Origin of the sequence: Paraburkholderia yinzeri (assembly GCF_046581065.1) — a bacterium.
GTDB lineage: Bacteria > Pseudomonadota > Gammaproteobacteria > Burkholderiales > Burkholderiaceae > Paraburkholderia.
Map to the genome: position 1 here is coordinate 171,849 of NZ_JBFOCJ010000002.1, position 18,058 is coordinate 189,906.

Consider the following 18,058-nt stretch of genomic DNA (forward strand, 5'->3'; position numbering starts at 1 on the left):
ACAGCCGGGTTCGCGGGTGGCGGCGCTCGCGGCTTCGCGTTACGTGGTGTTACACACGGCGCCTCTGGTAATCTGCCGTAAGCTGTCACATCAGGGTCACGGTCTTCGCGGCGCGTGGCTCTGCTATGTTGACCTGTTCAAGTCACGTTGCCGCGCGTTGCCATCATGTCTGTCGATCGCTTGTTTGAACTGGCCTCTTCGCATCATCGCGAGGGACGTCTCGATCTCGCCGAGGGCCATTACCGCGAAGTCCTTGCCGGCGACCCCGATCATTGGGCGGCCTGCTACGGCCTCGCCCAGCTCCTGATCCGGCTCGACCGTTTCAACGAAGCCATCGCGTGTCTCACGCCGCTCCTGAACCGCGAAGGCGACACGGCCGCGGTCTGTCGTCAGTTGGGTCTGGCCGAGGCCTGCGCGGGACGCCGGCTGCGCTCGCTCCGGCACTTCGAGCGCGCGCTCGAATACGCGCCGGACGACGCCACGACGGCCCACCTCGTCGCCAACCTGCAGCAGGCTCTGGGAATGGACGAGGCCGCGGAGGCAAGCTACCGCCGCGCGTTGAAACTCAGGCCGCTGATCCTCATCCCCGCCGCCGTCGCTCCGCCGGATTTTCGTGCGCTATTCGTCTTCGCGCCCGGCGCCGGCAATACGCCAATCGAATATCTGGTGGCGAACGCGCGCTTCGAAAGCAACGTCATCACGGTGCTGGCGGACATGGACTACGATTACGACCGTTTGCGCGGCTACGCGGACGTGGTCGTCAATCTCGTTTCCGATGTCGACCGCGGTCTGGCGTCGCTCGGACCGGCGGAGGCTTTCATTGCGGCGATCGGAAGTCCGGTCGTCAATCCGCCTCGACTGATCGCAGAGACGAGCCGCGAGTCGGTGGCGCGGCGTCTCGAACACGTGCCGGGCTGCCGGGTTCCGCAGACGCGCCTCTATCCGGCGGCGGCGTTGCAGGCGCTGGCCGCGCGGGGCGGCGAGGCCCTGTCGTTTCCGTTGCTCGTGAGGCCGGCGGGCTCGCACGGCGGCGAGGCATTCGAGAAGGTCGAGGATCTCGCGCAGTTGCAGGCGTTTCTGGCGAAACATGTCGCCGGGAACTACTACCTCACGCCGTTCGTGAACTACCGGTCCGCCGACGGCTATTTCCGCAAATATCGTTTCGTTTTCGTCGACGACGAGATTCTGCCGTACCACCTCGCCATCGACGACAAATGGAAAGTGCACCACGTCACGACGGGCATGGTGGACAGCGCGTGGATGCAGGCCGAGGAACAGGCGTTCCTCGACGATCCGTGGCGTGTTTTCGGCACGGCGCAGCGCGAGGCCTTGCAGGCCATACGCAATGCCATTGGCCTCGACTACTTCGGCATCGACTGCTCGCTAGGGCGGGACGGTGCGATCGTGGTGTTCGAGGTGAATGCGAGCATGCTGGTTCACGGCAACAACCAGCAGTTTCCGTACAAGACGGAAGCGGTGGAGCGGATCAAACGCGCATTTCATGCCATGCTCGCGAGGCGTGTGGCAGCGTGCCAGGTCCAGCGCGAGCGCCAGTAACGCCTCCCCATATTCATGCCGCAGCCAGGGGCCAGGTCTTGCGTGTCCTCAAGATGACACGGTGCTAGCGCGACTGGGCGGCAACCGGCGCGGCCGCGGTCCGCACCGGGCCGCCTTGCGCTGGCGTATCGTGGCCGGTGCCTTTCACATGCGCGATCCAGGCAACGGCGGCGAGCGTCAGCACCGTGGCGACCCAGCCGTTGTATCCATAGCCCGTGATCGTGCCGTTCGGCCCGTTCGCGAGCAGCAGGCCGCCGGCCCATGCGCCGATGCCCATCCCGAGCGCCTGCACCGCACTGTTGGCGCTGAGGAAGGCGCCGCGCCGCGCCGGCTCGGGGATCGTCGTGAGCAGAGCTTGCATCGGGATCATACGTCCCGACATCGCGACCATGAAAAACGCGAAGAACGCGACAAGGCCGACGAACGGCAGCACGGGTAGATGCGTAATGAACAGCACCGGCGCGAGCGAGACGAGGGCCATGATGCGGAAAATCTGGCGCTTGCCGTAGCGATCCGCGAGCCGTCCTACCACACGGGACGTCAAGAAAGTCGCCGCGCCGCCCGCCATGTAGAGCCACGAGAGCTGCTGCGGCGCGATGCCGTGATTCGCGACGAGCATGGGCGAGATGAACGGAATCACGAACATGTGGCCGACCATCATCGTGAAGGTCAGCGCAAACGCCTTGAGGTGGCGCGGCAGCGTGAGCAGGCTCCAGAGCTGCGGCAGGATGCGCGAGAGCGGGGTGCGCTCGCCAAGGTGCGCCGTGAGCGGCGGCACGATGCGCGCGCCGGCGAACCAGATGCCTGCCGAAAGCACTACCAGCAGCAGGAACGGGGCGCTCCAGCCGAAGTGCGCGCCCAGCAGCACGCCGGCGGGTACGCCGGCAATCGCCGCAATCGAGAACGCCGTCATGATGACGCCCGTGGCGGCGCCGCGGCGTGCCACCGGAATGACGTCGCTCACGATTGCCATCACGATCGAGCCCAGCACGCCGCCCGTGAGGCCGGCAAATGCGCGCGCCGCGAGCAGCAGATGGAAGTTGCCGGCCAGTGCGCAGGCGAGATTCGACGCGGCGAAGAGCGCGTACGCCACCTGCAGCAAACGGCGCCGGTCGAAGCGGTCGATGTAGGTCGCCGCGAAGAGACCCGAAAGCCCCGAGCACAGCGAATAGGCCGATACGGCCGTCGCGAACTGCGCCGGCGTGATGGCGAACGCATGCATGATTTGCGGGCCGAGCGGCATCATCACCATGAAGTCCATGATGACGGTGAACTGGGTCAGCGCGAGCAGCCAGAGCAGCGTGCGTTCGCGCAGGGGATTGAGCGTGGTTGTCATTGGATTCGTTTTGCTCTGAAAGAAGACCGCGCGGCATGTGAGCCGCGCAGCATGGATTAGTCGTCGATCGTCTCGTGGGTCGCTGGCGCGCCGCGCCGCCAGTAAGCCGACGCGCGAATGCGCTTCTTGTCCACGCCGCGATCGTTCACGAGATGCGTGCGTACGGCGCGGATCGCAGCCGCCTCGCCGGCTGCCCAGACGTAGCCGGTGCCCGGCGGCAGCCAGACCTGGTCCACGGCCTCGAGCAGCGGATTATCCGACGTCGACTCGTCGCGGTAGCACCAGATGGCATAGAGATCGGTCTCGGTCGGCAGCCCGATGCGGGCGGCCCGGTTCTCGACCTCCACGACCACCGCGACGCGCGCGCCCGCGGGCAGTTCGGCGAGACGCCGCTGGATAGCCGGCAACGCGGTTTCGTCGCCGATCAGCAGATGCCAGTCGAAGCCGGTCGGGATCACCATCGATCCGCGCGGTCCGCCGACGCCGAGGTATTGCCCCGGCTGCGCGTTGGCCGCCCACGCCGTGGCGGGGCCGGCTTCGTGGAGGGCGAACTCGAGGTCGAGCTCGCCCGCCTCGGCGTCGAAACGGCGCGGCGTGTAATCGCGCATGGCAGCGCGGGTTTCGCCTTCGGGAAACACCGGGCCGTCGGGGCCGAGCGTCGGCAGGACGGGTATTTCCGCGCCTGCGGGCGGGAAAAACACCTTCACGTGATCGTCGAACGAGGCCGAGACGAAATCGCCGAGATCGCCCGTGAGCGTGACGCGCACGAGCGCGGGCGAGAGCGGTACGACGCGCGCGACGCGCAGCAGCCGGAACTTCAGCGGATGACGCACGCGGACAACTTCGAGGGTTGAGGGGTTCTGCATGAAAGACTCTCCGATGAAGACGGGCTGGCGGGATTGACGCGGCGGATCAGGCGCCGGCCGGTTCGTGGTTGCCGCTGTCGCCGTTTTCGCCGCCGTTTTCGATTTCCCGGGTGGCGCGCACGAGGATCGCAGCAATGCGGCGCTGCTCCTCGGGCGAGGCGTCCGCGCGGCGCACCAGGGCGTGCTTGAGGGCATGGCGTGCTTCGATCAGTTCGCGCACCCAGCCGCCTTCGGTTTCGTCGGCCGGCTCCTGGCCTGCGAACGCGCGGCGCATCACGTCCATCTTGCGGCCGAAGTGCGTGAGCTTGGCGAGGATGAGCTCGGCACGCTCACGGTTGGCGTCGAGGTAAGTACGGCCTTCGGGCGACAATGAGTACTGCTTGCGATTGCCTTCGAGCGTGACGTTCACATAGCCGAGTTCTTCCAGATACGTGAGGGCCGGGTAGACCATGCCGGGGCTGGGGCTATAGAAGCCGTTCGAGCGCGCGTCGAGCGCCTTGATGAGTTCGTAGCCGTGGCTTGGACGCTCGGCGAGCAACACGAGCAACATGAGCTGCAGGTCTTCGGACGTGAACTTGCGGCCGCGGCCGAAACCGTCGCCGTCTCCGAAGCCGCCGAAACCGCCGCCGAAGGGACCGCCGAAGCGGTCACCCCAGCCACCGGGGCCTTCGCCGTGCTGGCGATGGCGGCCCATGGCATGCCAGAAGGCGTGAATGGGGGAGATGTGACGCGAAAAATCGTGGCCGCGACGGCCGAAATGGTGGTGGTGACGCATGGTGCCTCCTTCTCAGGTGTCTTAAAACATGTCTTAAGATATATATCGTAAGAGCGTTTGTCAAAGAGAATTTCTGAGGTATGAGGGCACACTAAAGTCTGCGGGAAGGCAGAAATCGTCGTTCAGAGACAAAAAAGTCTGCGGGAATGCCGAATTTCGGCGTGCAGCGCACAATTCCCGCCCCGTTCCTGGTTATTAAAAGAAGGATTGGATAGTGCGGATGAGCGTCGCAATGACGTGCGTTCGCGCGCTGTTTCTGTGAGGCGCGGTAAGTTTGCGTTATCGGGCCTCTCATGGGGCCACTTCAATCCGGTCGCGCGGTGCATCGAGCACCGCCACAACCCGGGCGGCACGGCGGGTCCTGTCCGCGGACGACCGCCTCTGGATCGACCGGATTGGTTCGTTTTTCGCTACCCGGTTCGAACCTGAGACCGCCGCAACAGTCGCCAACCCGCTATGCCGGCACCCGTGCGCACAAGCTTGACGTAGCCGGGGTTGCTCGTTTCTCCAGTCGTCAGGCGGTCGCGGCTCTTTTCTCGACAGCAGCATTCGCGACAGATGCAATGCGATGGCTGGCAAGCTCCGAGAAGATCAGGGCCAGTACGACGACGGAGCTGGCGAGGTAGCCGAGATTGTGGCTGCCGATCACCGGAATGGCACCCGCACCAACCACGCTAGCGATCGAGACGCCCACATAGGTGGCCGAGGTGTTCAGGCCGACCAGAACCGGGGCCATGGGCGGATTAAGCGAAACGAGGCGGAACTGCTGCGGCACGAGCAAGCCCCAGGCACACGCACCCCACACAGCGATGGCGATGGAAGCGCTCCACAGGTGCGTGCTGGACAACGGCATCGTAACAATCACTGTCCCGACGATGATGAGCATCGCGACAACAACCTTGCGTGAACCGATCCTGTCGAGAATGCGGCCAGTGAGCAGATTGGTGAGCGTTCCTGCGAGCCCCCAGAACACGAGCAACATCCCGAGCAGCGTTGCGTTGCCGCCGGTGGCGCGATCGAACACAACCGAGAAGTAGTTGTAGATGACGAAGGTGCCGATTTGCGCCAGCACTGTCGTTGCGAGCGTCAGACCGACACGGGCGTCCGTGAGCGGAGAGAGGCGCTTGCGCAATGAGATGGCCGGCGGGAGCGGAACTTCGGGCAGGAGGGTCCAGATGCCGATGAAGCCAATTGCACCCAGGCCGGCGACGAACGCCAGCGTCCAGCGCCAATCGACCAGGCCGCCGATGACCGCACCAATCGGAGTCCCTAGAGCGGTCGCCGTGGACAGGCCCGCGACGACGATGGAAAGCGCGAAACCTCGGCGCTCCGGCGGTACCAGTAACGTGCTCGTGCCGCTCGCGGTTGGCGAGAACATGGCAGCGCCGAGGCCGGCCAGTGCACGGGTGGCAAGCGCGATCGCGAGGCTGGGTGCCACGACTGTCCCGAGATTGGCCACCACGAAGATTCCCATCCCGGCGAGCAGCAGGCGTTTGCGGGCGATGCCGGCCGCAAGCGCAGCGATGGTCGGTGCGAGCAACGCAAATGTAAGCGCGTACACGGTAATCATTTGCCCGACAGCGCCTATGCCCACGTGAAATGAGCGAGCGAGCTGAGGCAGGATGCCACCGAAGACGAAGCTATCCGTCCCCAACGCAAACATGCCGAGGGCAAGGGTTAAAAGACGTCGATCCATGGCGATTTCCCTGAAAAGGTGGTCTGTCAAAAGTTTCGTGATGCAACTATAGAAAGACGTCGGGAGATGCGCTATGGACGGAAACTGGCGAATACTTCATCGAAAACTGAGAAAGTTGCATGATAAAACTTATGGTACAAATTGGCCATGTCGAAGAAGTAAGGTGAAGTAGGGATCTGTCCGGTTTCAGCTACGACGGGTGGATTCGACCTTGGCTTGATGTGATGTTCAATCGAAGAGGTGGCGGGTGTATCGCAAGGAAAGCGCACTGGCGAATTGCTCAATCGCTCGAGCACTGGAGCAGGTAGGGGATGGGTGGACGTTGTTGATCGTCCGCGAATGTACGCACGGTACGAAGCGCTTTGATGAGTTTCACAAGCAGCTAGGCATTGCGCGGAACATCCTGACCATGCGTCTGGAACGCCTGACCGAACGCGGGATACTCGAACGCTATCCGCTCGAAGAGCGGGCGAATACACAGGGATATCGTTTGACCACGAAGGGCGAGGAGCTTTATCCCGTCCTTGTCTCGCTCATGCAATGGGGAGACCGTTGGGCGTCGCTGGAAGGCAAGGCGCCCGTTGTTCTGGTCAGCGCCATGAGCGGGCAGTCAGTTGAGCGAATCCAGGTCCGTGAAATCAACGGAACTCCATTGTCGTTCAAGGAGATTCGTTTTGAGCCGGGCCCTGGCGTGACCGCTGCGACACAGCTTGTGATCGAAACCCGCAACGCCAGGATCCTCGAAGTGGAATCGAAATGAAATGCACTGACCATGCGTTCACGACGCTCGTTACGGATGCAAGGCATCAAACAAGCCATCAGTCGTAACGGATGACGTATAGGCAAAAGTAGGAGCGGTAGCTGTAGGCGAAATCGCAATCTTTCCAGGAGAAGTGAAATTATGAAACTGCTTTATGTAAAAGGATCGCCCCGTGGTGATCGCTCGCGCAGTGCTCAAGTCGCGGCGGCCTTTATCGAGACTTATCGCGCCAGGCATCCGAACGCAGAGATCGAGGAGTTGGACCTGTGGCAGGCTTCACTGCCTGAGTTCGACGGCGATCGTGCTGCTGCGAAGATGAGCTTCTTCGGCGACCCCGAGATGAATGGCGCACAGCAAAGTGCCTGGGACGAGATTGCCAGGATCACCAATCATTTTGCTAGCGCGGACGATTTCCTGTTCACGGTGCCGATGTGGAATAGCGGCATTCCGTATCGCCTGAAGCTCTATATCGACATTATCACCCAGCCGGGATTGCTGTTCGGGTTTGATCCGGCTACGGGCTACAGCGGGTTGCTCAAAAACAAGCGTGCGACGGCCATTTACACGAGCGGTGTTTATGGACCCGGGGCCGCGAAGGGCTTTGGCAGTGACTTCCACTCAGCCTATTTCGATGACTGGCTTCAGTTCATCGGGATCGACGACATTGCCAGTGTTCGCTACCAGCCGAACATCCTGACCGCCGACGCGGCGGCCGGACTGGCAAGTGCTCAGGAGGCGGCGAAAGAGGCTGCACGGCGCTGAGCCCCGGGGGAGTCAAAGCGGGCGTGCATCGACCGAGTCAGGTTGGCGGTGCATGTCCGTCGCGTCGTTGTATGAGTACCTGTGCCCGTGAGTATGCCCGTGCTCACGGGATTGCCAGAGCCATGCTTCCGGTACAACGGTTAGGGAGTTGTATGATGAAACTGTCACTCAGCGGCGAGACTCAGCCGGGCACTGTCTGGGTGGCAGTTCGCAGTCGTTGGAATACGGCTATTGCATCGTTGAACGGCCCAGGGGGGCGACGCCTGCAGGTCGCTCTAGACGGTGTCGTCTTTCGCAAGATCCAGCAAGGCCTGGAGCGTTCGCTTATAGGGTCCGGTATTGCCGCTTGCTGCCTGAATAATCAAGGCGCCCTGGAGGCGCGCCACCCAGTCCTCCGCAAAATGTCGCGCACGCGATGCCGACAGGCCACTGTCGGCCGCCAACTTCTCGATTGCCTCGATCCAATGCGTGAACGCATCCTGCAAGCCGCGCCGAGCTTCGGGGCCGATTGCAGAAGTGGTCATCTGTCCGAGAACGCAGGAAGCCCGGCCCCCGGCATACATATGGTCAAGCGCCGCCACTATCTTGCGGACGCGAGGCTTCAGAGGACTGGGGCTACACGCTGCATCGAGCAGCTCGCGATCAATCAGGATTTTCGCTCGATCGAGTACCGCCTCGGCCATCTGCTCTTTGCCATCCGGGAAATGATGGTAGAGGCTGGATTTCCCCAACCCGGTTGCTCGCGACAGATCCGAAATCGAGGTGCCGTCAAAACCTTGGTCGCGAAACACCGTGAACAATCGGTCAACGATTTCGTCCTTCGACGTGGGGATAGCCGGCATGCTGAATTTCCAGGAAAACCGATCATTCGGTACAGGTCAATAGACTACGGCATTGGATCTGGTAAATCAATACTTGACTAATACAGATTTCGTTTGTACTGTACCGATCGTTCGGTTCAATTTGGGCAGGCCGAGCATTCTTTCTACTCAGGAGATTTCAGCATGTCGACGTTTTCCAGCTATCGCACGGTTTCTGTTGCTGACCCGCGTTCAGGTTCGGCCCTCAATCTTTTTTATCGCGAGGCGGGTCCGCAGGATGCGCCCGCGGTCCTGCTCCTGCATGGCTTTCCGACCTCGAGTCATCAATATCGCGGTTTGATCGGCCGGCTGGCGGACAAGTACCGTGTAATCGCACCGGATCTCCCTGGTTTCGGTTTTTCCGATGCGCCAGAGGCGGCCCAGTTTGGTTACACGTTTGATCACCTGGCGGAGGTAATCGAGCAATTCACTCAGACTATCGGTTTGAGCCGGTATGCGCTCTACGTGTTCGACTACGGCGCCCCGGTGGGCTTTCGTCTGGCGGTGTCACAACCGGGACGGGTTACCGCGTTGATTACCCAGAACGGTAACGCGTACGAAGAGGGTCTGAGTGAAGGATGGAACCCGATCCGGGCATACTGGCAGGAACCCACTGAGGAAAATCGCAACAATTTGCGGGCCTTTCTGAAGGCGGAAACAACGCAGTTCCAGTACACGCATGGCGAGAAGGATGTCGCATTGATTGCGCCGGAAAGCTACACGCTCGATCAGCATTTTCTCGAACGGACTGGCAACGACGATATCCAGCTCGATCTGTTCGGTGACTACAAGAGCAACGTGGTGGCTTATCCGCGCTTCCACGAATATTTCCGTACCCATCGTCCGCCGACGCTAGCGGTGTGGGGGAAGAACGATCCATTCTTCGTCCCCCCCGGCGCCGAAGCATTTCGTCGCGACATTCCGGATGCGGAAATCCACTTTGTCGACGCTGGCCACTTCCCGCTCGAGACGCACCTTGACGAGATCGCGGGCATTATCCGCGCGTTCCTTGCAAGGACGTTGGACAAGGCACAGGGGCGAGCGCTTTTCGGCGAGTTGAACGAGGCCGCAGTGCCGGAGCAGGCACAACCGCTTCTTGATGCGATGCGCGGCGTGTTCGGCTTTGTGCCGAACCTCGGCTATGCGCTTGCGGCTGAGCCGTCGGCGCTCGGCGCCTATCTTGCGACGCTCCAGGCGCTCCAGGCGACATCCTTGAGCCCGGTTGCCCAGCAGGTCGCGCTGGTCGCCGCGAGTCATGCCAATGCCGCCGAGTACGGTATCGCAGTCCACGCAACGCTTGCCGGCAAGCTGGGCGCACCGGCGGACGTCGTCGAAGCTCTGCGAGTGGGCGGGCCGCTCGCAGACGCTCAACTCGAAGCCGTGCGCAGGTTCGCGACCGCCGTTGCGTCGAAACGGACTCAGGTCTCGGATAGCGATGTTAATGCACTGACTGCTGAAGGCTTCGATCGCCGGGCCGTGGTAGCGATTGTGCTGGCCGTGGCGAGCAAGACCTTCGCCAATACGCTCGCCCATCTCGCACGACCCGAGATCGACTCGGCGTTTCTGCCCGCATCCGGCTCCGCTGCCTGAAGCAGGCCAGGTTTTGCGCATGCGCGACCCGGTCGTCACTGGCGATGCAATTGCGATGCGATTGACGCGCAGTTGCAGGCGAATTGAGCAGGCGACCGGTCGCGAGCGCAATATGCCGAGATGTCAAAGAGGGTAGCGACCGGTCTGCTCCGGAGACGATGTCTCACGACGCTTGTGTCATTTGATCGTTTTGCGTTTGAGGGAGGGAATCATCGCAAGCATAGCGAGGCTGATTGCCAGAAGCAGGAGCCACGAATCGGAGAACTCCCCGCGCCAGTCACGCAGAAAGCCGAAACTGAGCGGCCCAAGCGCTGCGATCATGTAGCCGATGCACAGGACAAACATCGTCCATGCGTGGCCGTCGCTGGCTTTGGCGGCGTTGTCGAGCGGCAGCATCATCCCCATCGCGAAGCATACGCCCTGGCCGAATGCAATTGCGACAACGAACAGAGTTGGCCACGTAGAGGGGAGGAATGCCAGTCCGAGGAAACCCACAGCCGAGATAATTGTTCCCAAAAGGAGCCAGAGGCGGCGGTCTCCGGACTTCCCGGCAAATCCTCCTGCTGCAAAGCTGCCGGCTGCGAGAAAAAGCGTGAATACGCTGAGCATCAACCCACCGGGGATGTCGCTCATATGCTCTTCATTATTCCAGGGCGCAAGCCATGCAAGGCATGCGTACGCAACAAACTGACTCAATCCGAAAAAGACTGCAAGCAGCCAGGCGCGGCCTTCGTGCCACGGCAGTGCGATCTCTGCCCGAGCTTTTTGATCGGCGGGATGGGCAGTTTGACGACGCATATGGCGCGCGAGATAGCTCCAACTGGCGAGTGCGGTTACGGCAATAACGCACCACATGCCTGCGCCATATCGCCAGTTCTTGAAGAGCGCGGCAATATAGCCGGTGCCGACGGCTGCGATTGTCGCGCCGATGCTGAGTCCACCGGCATAGATGCCCATGAACAGCGACGCCTGATCAGCGAAGTGTTCCTTGATCCAACCACCGATCAGCGCACCGGCAACTGCGATGCCGATACCGACCAGCGCGGTCCAGAACAGCAGCACGGGTGCGGAAGTCGCAAGCGCACGAAAAAAAATGGCAAGACCAAGAAGTAGCAATGACAGCGCGATGGTGCGCTCAATGCCCAGCCTGCGGCTGAGGGCCGGCACGCACAGGACGAATAGCCCCATGCATACATCAGGAATGGACGTCAACAACGCGGCTTCGGAGTAGGTCAGTCTGAAGTGTTGCCGTATCGACAGGAGAATGGGACCGATCGATACGATCCCCGGTCGAAGTGCCAGCGATACGATGAGCAGCAGCACAATCGGGGCGAGCAGGGAGGTGGCTGGTCTTTCGTCGGTTCGCGTGCGGGTATTCATTGGGAAACCTGTCCGTCAAGATGGGATGATGTTGCGAGATGTTATTTTTTTCGAGCACGGAGCGAAATGACGATGCGTGACAAGATTCGTCGCGGAAGTGACAAGTCCCAGCGGGAAGAGAAAAGCCTTGATCCCGGCGCTTATCAATCCGTGCCGCGCGTCATAACCGGAATGGCTCGTAATGAAGCGACGGGCGGCTACATTCCCGCGCACAGTCATCCGCGCGGACAGTTGCTTTATGCAACCTCCGGGTTGATGCGGGCGGCTACAGAAAACGGCATATGGCTGTTGCCTCCACAAAGGGGCTTATGGATTCCGGCGCATGTCGTCCACGACCAGTTGATGCTGAGTCCCACGTTGATCCGGACCGTGTACATCGAACCGGCCGTCTCCCGGCGCTTCGGCAACACATGCCGGACGCTGGAAATCCGTCCTTTGTTGCGGGAGCTGATTCTTGCCCTGCTCGCCGAACCTGTCGAATATGCACTGACCGATAGAAACCTTCATATCGTCGACCTGATTCTGAGCGAACTAGATATCGCTCCTTCTCTGGCCGTCCATATTCCGTGGCCGCGTGACCGCAGGCTGTTATCGATCTGTGAGTCCATCCTCGATGCGCCGCATACGCCCATGACTATCGATTACTGGTCCGAGCGCGTGGGCGCAAGCGCGCGCACACTGATACGGCTTTTCATCCGGGAGACGGGCCTGACGTTCCGGCAGTGGGTTCAGCAGGTACGCCTCGCCGAGGCACTCAGCCGGCTTGCGCATGGCGACCCGGTATTCCAGATAGCCGAAGAACTGGGATATGCCAGCCCGAGTGCGTTCAGCGCCATGTTTCGTCAGGTCATGGGGCAGGCGCCCACCGATTATCTGCAGGAGCGGCCGTGATGTGCCGCCGTCGGATCAGGTGCCTTGCGCCGGAAAGTCAACGGCGAAGATCTCGCCAAGATAAGCGAGAACGGCCTTGATACGTGGCACGCGGTGCAAATACTGATTGGTGCTGATCCACACGTCACGATGCACGTGAATATCTTGCTGAAGCACACCAACGAGTCCGAAGCGCTCCGCCCGCGCAAATGCCGGCAACATGACGATGCCAGCGCCCGCTGCGGCAGCGAACATCTGGGCAAGCATACTGCTGGAATAGAAGTTGATTTCAGGATGATCAATTGTCTCATCGAGCCAGCGCACGGCATCGAGCTGGATGAGGTCGTCGATATAGCCCACGAACATGTGTTTGTGCAGTTCATCGGGCGAACGAGGCGTGCCATGACGCTCCAGATATTCGGCACTGGCATATAGATGAAGCGGAAAGCGCCCGATGCGGCGCGTTTCCACATTAGCGCCGCGGGGCTCGAAAAAGCCGAGGAAGATGTCCGCTTCGCGTTGAGAGATTCGCACGTCATGCGACGAAGTGATGAGTTCGATGACGATACCAGGATGCGTCTGCCGGAAACGGGTTAGCTGTTCGCTCAGATAAAGCGAGGCGATGCCTTCCATTGTGGCGATGCGGACGTGACCGGCGAGGCCGGGCGCACCGTTCTCCAGCGTGTCGGCCAGGGTGAGCAGACTGGCCTCGACCGCTTCGACATGCACCAGCATCTCGCGTCCTTGTGCATTGAGGCGGCAACCTTGCCGATCCCGCTCGAACACAGGTGTCTCCAGCGCGAACTCCAGTGCCGAGATGCGTCGGCCGACGGTGGCGTGATCCATTCCGAGACTGCGCCCGGCACGCGATAAATTGCCGTGGCGCGCAACCGCGAGAAATACCCGGAGGTCGTCCCAGATCAGCTTGTTGATGTTCATGGGTGTTTCCCGTGTCTTTGGTCAGCCTCTATCTTCGCTGTGCATATTTGCACACGCTAGTGATTGTTTTCTGATTTTGGGTTTGCCAGGCGATCTTTAAACTGCCTTCACCTTCGCGTCAGCATGCTGCAGCGCGGCCAATCCCGTTCACCTGGAGAAATTGCATGCCGAACTCCGATATTGACTGGCAGGCTGTCCTGGCCAGTCAGCGCTTCCAGAAGCTCGCTCGCCGCCGTCGAAATATCGTTCTCACGCTGGGAATATTGGCTGCTGTTTACTACTTCGCGATTCCCGTTCTGATCGCCGGAGCACCTGGCTGGTTTCGCATCCGTATCACAGACGGTCTCAATCTCGGCACACTGTTCGCCATCTCGCAATATCCATTCGGTGGCCTGATCGCGTGGGTGTTTCTGAGGCGTACCGCTTCGCTCGATCACGAAGCGCAACTATTCACACAGGACAGGCAGCAGGCTTCGCCGGTGGGGGAGATAGCGTGATCCAGCATCGCGGGTTGACCTTCCTTGTTTTTGCGCTAGTGATTGCTTCAACACTCCTCATCACCTATTACGCCTCGCGGCGAAATCGCACAGCCGGTGACTTCTATACTGCCGGCGGTGCGATCAGTCCTGCGCGGAACGGTCTTGCCATCGCTGGCGACTATCTCTCGGCCGCCGCTTTCCTTGGGGCTTCGGGGCTGATCGCGCTTTACGGTTTCGACGGCATTATCTATCTGGTCGGATTCTTCGCAGCCTTTATTCCCGTACTGCTATTCATCGCGGAACCCTGCCGCAATCTTGGACGCTACACGATCGGCGACGTGCTCGTGATGCGTAACGGTTTCCGATCGACGAAAGCCGTGTCGGCACTATCGAGCGTCGTCGTCGCGCTGGCGTACATGATTCCGCAGGTGGTCGGCGGCGCCGTGATTGTGCGGGCGCTGGTTGGCATCGACTATACCGTGTCCGTGCTCGGCGTAGGCGTCCTCATGCTGATCTACGTGGCCTGCGGCGGCATGCGCGCAACAACCTGGGTTCAGGTGATCAAGGCTATCTTGTTGATCGGCGCTTCATTCATCCTGGTCGTGCTTGCCTGGATGCCGTTTGGCTTCAGGGCGCCGGCGTTCATGCAGGCGATCGTGGACAGTCCGCTCATACAAGCGCATGTCGCCAGCTTTTCCGCTGCTGCCGGGCTCTCCGGGCAAGCTCTCGGCTGGCGCTTCATGGAGCCGGGCCTGTATCTGGATAAGCCGCTCGAACTCTTTTCGCTCGGTCTTGCCCTTGTGCTGGGCACGGCTGCGATGCCGCATATCATGATGCGGTTTTTCACCGTCAAAGATGCAAAGGCGGCGCGTCATTCGGTGTTGTGGGCCATGCTCAGCATCGGCGCCTGCCATCTGTTCATCGTGGTCATCGGTCTTGCCGCCGCGTGGTATGTCGGCGCGCCGCGCATCGTTGCGTTCGATAAAGGCGGCAACCTCGCTGCGCCGTTGTTGGCGCAGGCGCTGGCGGGGGGAGCCACCAGCGTGGGCGGCGACCTGATGCTCGCATTTGTTGCGGCAGTTGCCTTCGCGACCATTGTTGCCGTGGTTGCCGGGCTCACGCTTGCCGCTGCGTCGTCACTGGCCCACGACGTCTATGTTGGTGCGTGGCGCAACGGCGAGGCAAGCGAGCGGCAGCAGGTCACAGCAGCTCGCATCGCAACGCTGTTCGTCGGCGTGGTGGCCATTGCCGTGAGCATTCTCGAGCGCGGGCAGAACGTGGCCCAGTTGGTTGGATTGGGTTATGCGGTTGCGGCATCGGCAAATTTGCCGGCGCTCGTGCTCACCTTGTACTGGAAACGTTGCACGACACAAGGCGTGATCGTCGGTATTGTCGGCGGCACGATCGTTGCCGTGGCGCTCGTGCTGATTTCTCCGAATATGAACTATCCGGCTCTCGTGCGCGAAGGTGCGCAACAGCGTGCCGAAGCCATCGCGCTGCATCTTTCCTCCGTGCACGACGTCGCGCAGCGCGATACGTTGCTTGTGGAGCAGGCGGCCGCGGAGGCGACAGCGCGCGGTATCGCGCCCGACGCGACGAGTTTTGTCGGCCTGCGCAAACCGTTGATCGGATTGCGTAATCCAGGCGTCATCTCGATCCCTGTCGGCTTTTTGCTCGTTATCCTGGTCTCATTGATCACCCGCGATCCGCTCGCTGCGTCGCGGTGGGCAGAGCTCGTGGTCCGTCGAGAGACGGCGTGGCAAGCCGTGCCCGCCACTGATCACTAGATTGAATTTGCATAAAAGGAAATTCTTATGTCTCAGCTTCCTCTCGTCAAAGTGGCAGCCGCGCACGCCGCGCCGGTTTTTCTCAATCGCCGCGAAACGGTCGCCAAGGCCATCGATCTGATCCGCGAAGCCAGTCAGAACGGCGCGCAGCTCATTGCCTTCCCGGAGTCGTTCATACCGGCATTTCCGGTGTGGGCTGCCCTGTGGGCTCCAATCGACAATCATGACCTGTTCGAACGCTTCACCGAAGAGAGCCTCTATGCCGATGGCCCTGAAATCGAGCAAATTGCGGCCGAAGCTGCCCGCAACGGCATCTACGTCTCGCTCGGCTTCAGCGAGCGATCACATGCGAGTGTTGGTTGCCTCTGGAATTCGACTGTGCTCATCGATGCTCAGGGCGTGGTTATCAATCATCATCGCAAGCTCGTCCCGACCTTCTATGAGAAGCTTCTTTGGGCCTCAGGCGATGGTGCCGGACTGCAGGTTGCCGACACGCCCATTGGCCGCATTGGGGGTTTGATCTGCGGAGAGAACACGAATCCATTGGCGCGTTATTCGCTAATGGCGCAGGGCGAGCAGATCCATATTTCGAGCTGGCCGGCGCTCTGGCCGACGCGGCGTCCGGTGACCGGTCGCAACTTCGATAATGTTGCGGCGAATCGGTTGCGCGCGGGAGCGCACTCGTTCGAAGCAAAGGCATTTGGCATTATCTGCGCTGGATACATGGACGCGCAGATGCGGGACTTTTTGATCGCACGGAACCCCGAAGCGGCTGCCGTGCTCGACGGGTCGTCCCGTGCGGCAACGATGTTCGTCGATCCAACCGGTTCACCCGTGGGTGATCTGCTGTGCGAGAAAGAGGGGATCGCTTATGCCGAATTCGATTTGAATCGCTGTATCGAGCCGAAGCAGTTTCACGACGTGGTCGGCTACTACAATCGCTTCGACATTTTTGCTCTGAGTGTCGACCGCGCGCGTCAAGAGCCGGTCACCTGGCGAGAACGGAAAATGGCGCAAGCGAGCCCCGAGGTCGAGGTGGAGGACGCAGGTTGAATTTGCTGGAGGCGGGGGCTTCTGGGTTGCAAACGTCGCCCGTCAATCGATACCACACCACGTCTTCGGTGTCGGGGAGATCGCGCTGATACGCCTCAGTGGTTACCGAAACGAATGAATTATCGTGGCGACCTCTTATCACCAGCGTGGTCCGATGGGACGCGCCACTATCATGACGTCGTCTGCATCGTCCGTGAAGCCTCAAAATTTGAGTGGCATATTCTCAAGATATGAGAAATTGAATCCTGTAACTGGACTCAGCCCGAGGCGAGTTCCAAAGGCCTCAAATGGGCCGCTCATGAGGGGAAACATCCACTAGAATCGAACATAGTCTTCTCAGAATACGGACAAGTGACGTGGACCGACTTGAAGCTATGGCAATGCTGATCGCGGCTGTCGACAAAGGCAGTTTGTCGGCTGCCGCGCGCGATCTGAACGTGCCAGTACCTACGCTCACGCGTAAGGTCAGCGACCTGGAGGAGCAGCTCGGGACAAAATTGCTCACACGGACGACGCGCAAATTGACGTTGACCGACACGGGTCTTGCCTACGTGACGGCTGCACGCCGAATTCTCGACCTCGTCGAGGAGCAGGAGCGTGAAGCCGCAGGGGAATTCACGGCGCCGCGCGGTGACCTGGTCGTCGCCTCTTCCAATCTTTTCGGGCGCATGCACGTCCTGCCTTTGATTACCGATTTCATTGCGTTGTTTCCCGAAATCAATGTGAAGCTGGTGCAGTCCGACCGGAACGTTGATCTGGTCGACGACCGCGTTGATCTGGCGGTGCGTCTAGGCAAACTGCCTGACAGCGGCATGATTGCGACGCGAGTGGGATCGTTTCGCGTGGTAGTTTGCGCAAGCCCCGCCTTTCTTGCGGGACACGGCGTACCGCAACATCCGTCCGAGCTGCTCGACATGCCGTGTGTGATGTTCAATGGTCCGATGCTTTCGCCTGAATGGAGTTTCAAGGTGCCGGCAACTGGCGAACGCCTGGTTGTTCCCGTCGCGCCGCGTCTTCAGGTATCAACGCCGGATTCTGCAGTCGATGCTGCAACGCGCGGTGTCGGGTTCACACAGCTACTGCATTACCACGTCGCCGATGAGATCGACGAAGGCAGGTTGCAGATTGTCTTGCCGGATTTCGAAGTCGAGCGAGTGCCGATTCATCTCGTTCACGTTTCGCGTAACCTGATGCCACTCAAACTGCGGCGCTTTATCGATTTCGTTGCGCCGCGTTTGCGAGAGTCGCTAGCCCGCTTTCAGTGAGCTTCCCATCGTGGACAACGTGGCCGGTTTGCGCCGCGCGTCGTCATTAGCGGTCGAGCCTTGGCGGCCGGTTGGCCATCGAC

General features: G+C 60.8%; 16 protein-coding genes. 9 read left to right on the forward strand and 7 right to left on the reverse strand.

Going from position 1 to position 18,058, the window contains the following annotated elements; genetic code table 11:
* Window positions 1-165 precede the first annotated feature (165 nt).
* On the forward strand, window positions 166-1,557 hold the full coding sequence (locus WJ542_RS17890) for a tetratricopeptide repeat protein (RefSeq protein ID WP_411190748.1): 1,392 nt from the start codon (window positions 166-168) through the stop codon (window positions 1,555-1,557).
* 64 nt (window positions 1,558-1,621) lie between these two features.
* On the opposite strand, the gene WJ542_RS17895 is transcribed toward WJ542_RS17890, so the two are convergent.
* The 4 genes from WJ542_RS17895 to WJ542_RS17910 all read right to left on the reverse strand — a co-directional run bounded on the left by WJ542_RS17895 (window position 1,622) and on the right by WJ542_RS17910 (window position 6,230).
* Window positions 1,622-2,893 (reverse strand): MFS transporter, encoded by a 1,272-nt coding sequence (locus tag WJ542_RS17895; RefSeq protein WP_411190749.1) that lies wholly within the window; start codon window positions 2,891-2,893, stop codon window positions 1,622-1,624.
* Window positions 2,894-2,949: 56 nt separating this feature from the next.
* Window positions 2,950-3,759 (reverse strand): siderophore-interacting protein, encoded by an 810-nt coding sequence (locus WJ542_RS17900; protein WP_411190750.1) that lies wholly within the window; start codon window positions 3,757-3,759, stop codon window positions 2,950-2,952.
* A gap of 46 nt (window positions 3,760-3,805) precedes the next feature.
* A complete protein-coding gene (locus WJ542_RS17905; protein WP_411190751.1) occupies window positions 3,806-4,534 on the reverse strand; it encodes a PadR family transcriptional regulator in 729 nt (242 codons plus the stop codon).
* Window positions 4,535-5,048: 514 nt separating this feature from the next.
* Window positions 5,049-6,230 (reverse strand): MFS transporter, encoded by a 1,182-nt coding sequence (locus tag WJ542_RS17910; protein ID WP_411190752.1) that lies wholly within the window; start codon window positions 6,228-6,230, stop codon window positions 5,049-5,051.
* A gap of 247 nt (window positions 6,231-6,477) precedes the next feature.
* Between WJ542_RS17910 and WJ542_RS17915 the strand changes: the two genes are divergently transcribed.
* Window positions 6,478-6,990 (forward strand): winged helix-turn-helix transcriptional regulator, encoded by a 513-nt coding sequence (locus WJ542_RS17915; RefSeq protein WP_411190753.1) that lies wholly within the window; start codon window positions 6,478-6,480, stop codon window positions 6,988-6,990.
* A gap of 141 nt (window positions 6,991-7,131) precedes the next feature.
* On the forward strand, window positions 7,132-7,752 hold the full coding sequence (locus tag WJ542_RS17920; protein WP_411190754.1) for an FMN-dependent NADH-azoreductase: 621 nt from the start codon (window positions 7,132-7,134) through the stop codon (window positions 7,750-7,752).
* Between the two features lie 275 nt (window positions 7,753-8,027).
* On the opposite strand, the gene WJ542_RS17925 is transcribed toward WJ542_RS17920, so the two are convergent.
* Window positions 8,028-8,594, reverse strand: coding sequence for a TetR/AcrR family transcriptional regulator (locus tag WJ542_RS17925; RefSeq protein WP_411190755.1), 567 nt, complete (start codon window positions 8,592-8,594; stop codon window positions 8,028-8,030).
* 162 nt (window positions 8,595-8,756) lie between these two features.
* On the opposite strand from WJ542_RS17925, the gene WJ542_RS17930 reads away from it, so the two are divergent.
* Complete coding sequence (locus tag WJ542_RS17930; protein WP_411190756.1) at window positions 8,757-10,202, forward strand: alpha/beta fold hydrolase; 1,446 nt, start codon at window positions 8,757-8,759, stop codon at window positions 10,200-10,202.
* A 177-nt stretch (window positions 10,203-10,379) separates the two neighbouring features.
* Here the strand turns inward: WJ542_RS17930 and WJ542_RS17935 are convergent, their stop codons facing one another.
* Window positions 10,380-11,582, reverse strand: coding sequence for an MFS transporter (locus WJ542_RS17935; protein ID WP_411190757.1), 1,203 nt, complete (start codon window positions 11,580-11,582; stop codon window positions 10,380-10,382).
* Between the two features lie 72 nt (window positions 11,583-11,654).
* On the opposite strand from WJ542_RS17935, the gene WJ542_RS17940 reads away from it, so the two are divergent.
* Window positions 11,655-12,473, forward strand: a complete 819-nt coding sequence (locus WJ542_RS17940) for an AraC family transcriptional regulator (RefSeq protein ID WP_411190758.1) — start codon at window positions 11,655-11,657, stop codon at window positions 12,471-12,473.
* A 15-nt stretch (window positions 12,474-12,488) separates the two neighbouring features.
* On the opposite strand, the gene WJ542_RS17945 is transcribed toward WJ542_RS17940, so the two are convergent.
* Window positions 12,489-13,391, reverse strand: coding sequence for a LysR family transcriptional regulator (locus tag WJ542_RS17945; protein WP_411190759.1), 903 nt, complete (start codon window positions 13,389-13,391; stop codon window positions 12,489-12,491).
* A gap of 164 nt (window positions 13,392-13,555) precedes the next feature.
* Between WJ542_RS17945 and WJ542_RS17950 the strand changes: the two genes are divergently transcribed.
* The 4 genes from WJ542_RS17950 (at window position 13,556) to WJ542_RS17965 (ending at window position 17,975) form a co-directional block, all read left to right on the forward strand.
* Window positions 13,556-13,888, forward strand: a complete 333-nt coding sequence (locus tag WJ542_RS17950; RefSeq protein ID WP_411190760.1) for a DUF485 domain-containing protein — start codon at window positions 13,556-13,558, stop codon at window positions 13,886-13,888.
* Window positions 13,885-15,657 carry a solute symporter family protein gene (locus WJ542_RS17955; RefSeq protein ID WP_411190761.1) on the forward strand — a complete coding sequence of 591 codons (1,773 nt, stop codon included), beginning with the start codon at window positions 13,885-13,887 and terminating at the stop codon, window positions 15,655-15,657. The genes WJ542_RS17950 and WJ542_RS17955 overlap by 4 nt, the downstream gene beginning before the upstream one ends.
* A gap of 27 nt (window positions 15,658-15,684) precedes the next feature.
* Window positions 15,685-16,710, forward strand: coding sequence for a carbon-nitrogen hydrolase family protein (locus WJ542_RS17960; protein WP_411190762.1), 1,026 nt, complete (start codon window positions 15,685-15,687; stop codon window positions 16,708-16,710).
* Between the two features lie 356 nt (window positions 16,711-17,066).
* Window positions 17,067-17,975, forward strand: a complete 909-nt coding sequence (locus WJ542_RS17965) for a LysR substrate-binding domain-containing protein (protein ID WP_411190763.1) — start codon at window positions 17,067-17,069, stop codon at window positions 17,973-17,975.
* Window positions 17,976-18,058: the final 83 nt, after the last annotated feature.

What these genes read in the sequence shown, in the direction of transcription:
- WJ542_RS17890 (WP_411190748.1), top strand. Translation starts at nt 166, where the DNA reads ATGTCTGTCGATCGCTTGTTTGAACTGGCCTCTTCGCATCATCGCGAG.
- WJ542_RS17895 (WP_411190749.1), bottom strand. Translation starts at nt 2,893, where the DNA reads ATGACAACCACGCTCAATCCCCTGCGCGAACGCACGCTGCTCTGGCTG.
- WJ542_RS17900 (WP_411190750.1), bottom strand. Translation starts at nt 3,759, where the DNA reads ATGCAGAACCCCTCAACCCTCGAAGTTGTCCGCGTGCGTCATCCGCTG.
- WJ542_RS17905 (WP_411190751.1), bottom strand. Translation starts at nt 4,534, where the DNA reads ATGCGTCACCACCACCATTTCGGCCGTCGCGGCCACGATTTTTCGCGT.
- WJ542_RS17910 (WP_411190752.1), bottom strand. Translation starts at nt 6,230, where the DNA reads ATGGATCGACGTCTTTTAACCCTTGCCCTCGGCATGTTTGCGTTGGGG.
- WJ542_RS17920 (WP_411190754.1), top strand. Translation starts at nt 7,132, where the DNA reads ATGAAACTGCTTTATGTAAAAGGATCGCCCCGTGGTGATCGCTCGCGC.
- WJ542_RS17925 (WP_411190755.1), bottom strand. Translation starts at nt 8,594, where the DNA reads ATGCCGGCTATCCCCACGTCGAAGGACGAAATCGTTGACCGATTGTTC.
- WJ542_RS17930 (WP_411190756.1), top strand. Translation starts at nt 8,757, where the DNA reads ATGTCGACGTTTTCCAGCTATCGCACGGTTTCTGTTGCTGACCCGCGT.
- WJ542_RS17935 (WP_411190757.1), bottom strand. Translation starts at nt 11,582, where the DNA reads ATGAATACCCGCACGCGAACCGACGAAAGACCAGCCACCTCCCTGCTC.
- WJ542_RS17940 (WP_411190758.1), top strand. Translation starts at nt 11,655, where the DNA reads ATGCGTGACAAGATTCGTCGCGGAAGTGACAAGTCCCAGCGGGAAGAG.
- WJ542_RS17945 (WP_411190759.1), bottom strand. Translation starts at nt 13,391, where the DNA reads ATGAACATCAACAAGCTGATCTGGGACGACCTCCGGGTATTTCTCGCG.
- WJ542_RS17950 (WP_411190760.1), top strand. Translation starts at nt 13,556, where the DNA reads ATGCCGAACTCCGATATTGACTGGCAGGCTGTCCTGGCCAGTCAGCGC.
- WJ542_RS17960 (WP_411190762.1), top strand. Translation starts at nt 15,685, where the DNA reads ATGTCTCAGCTTCCTCTCGTCAAAGTGGCAGCCGCGCACGCCGCGCCG.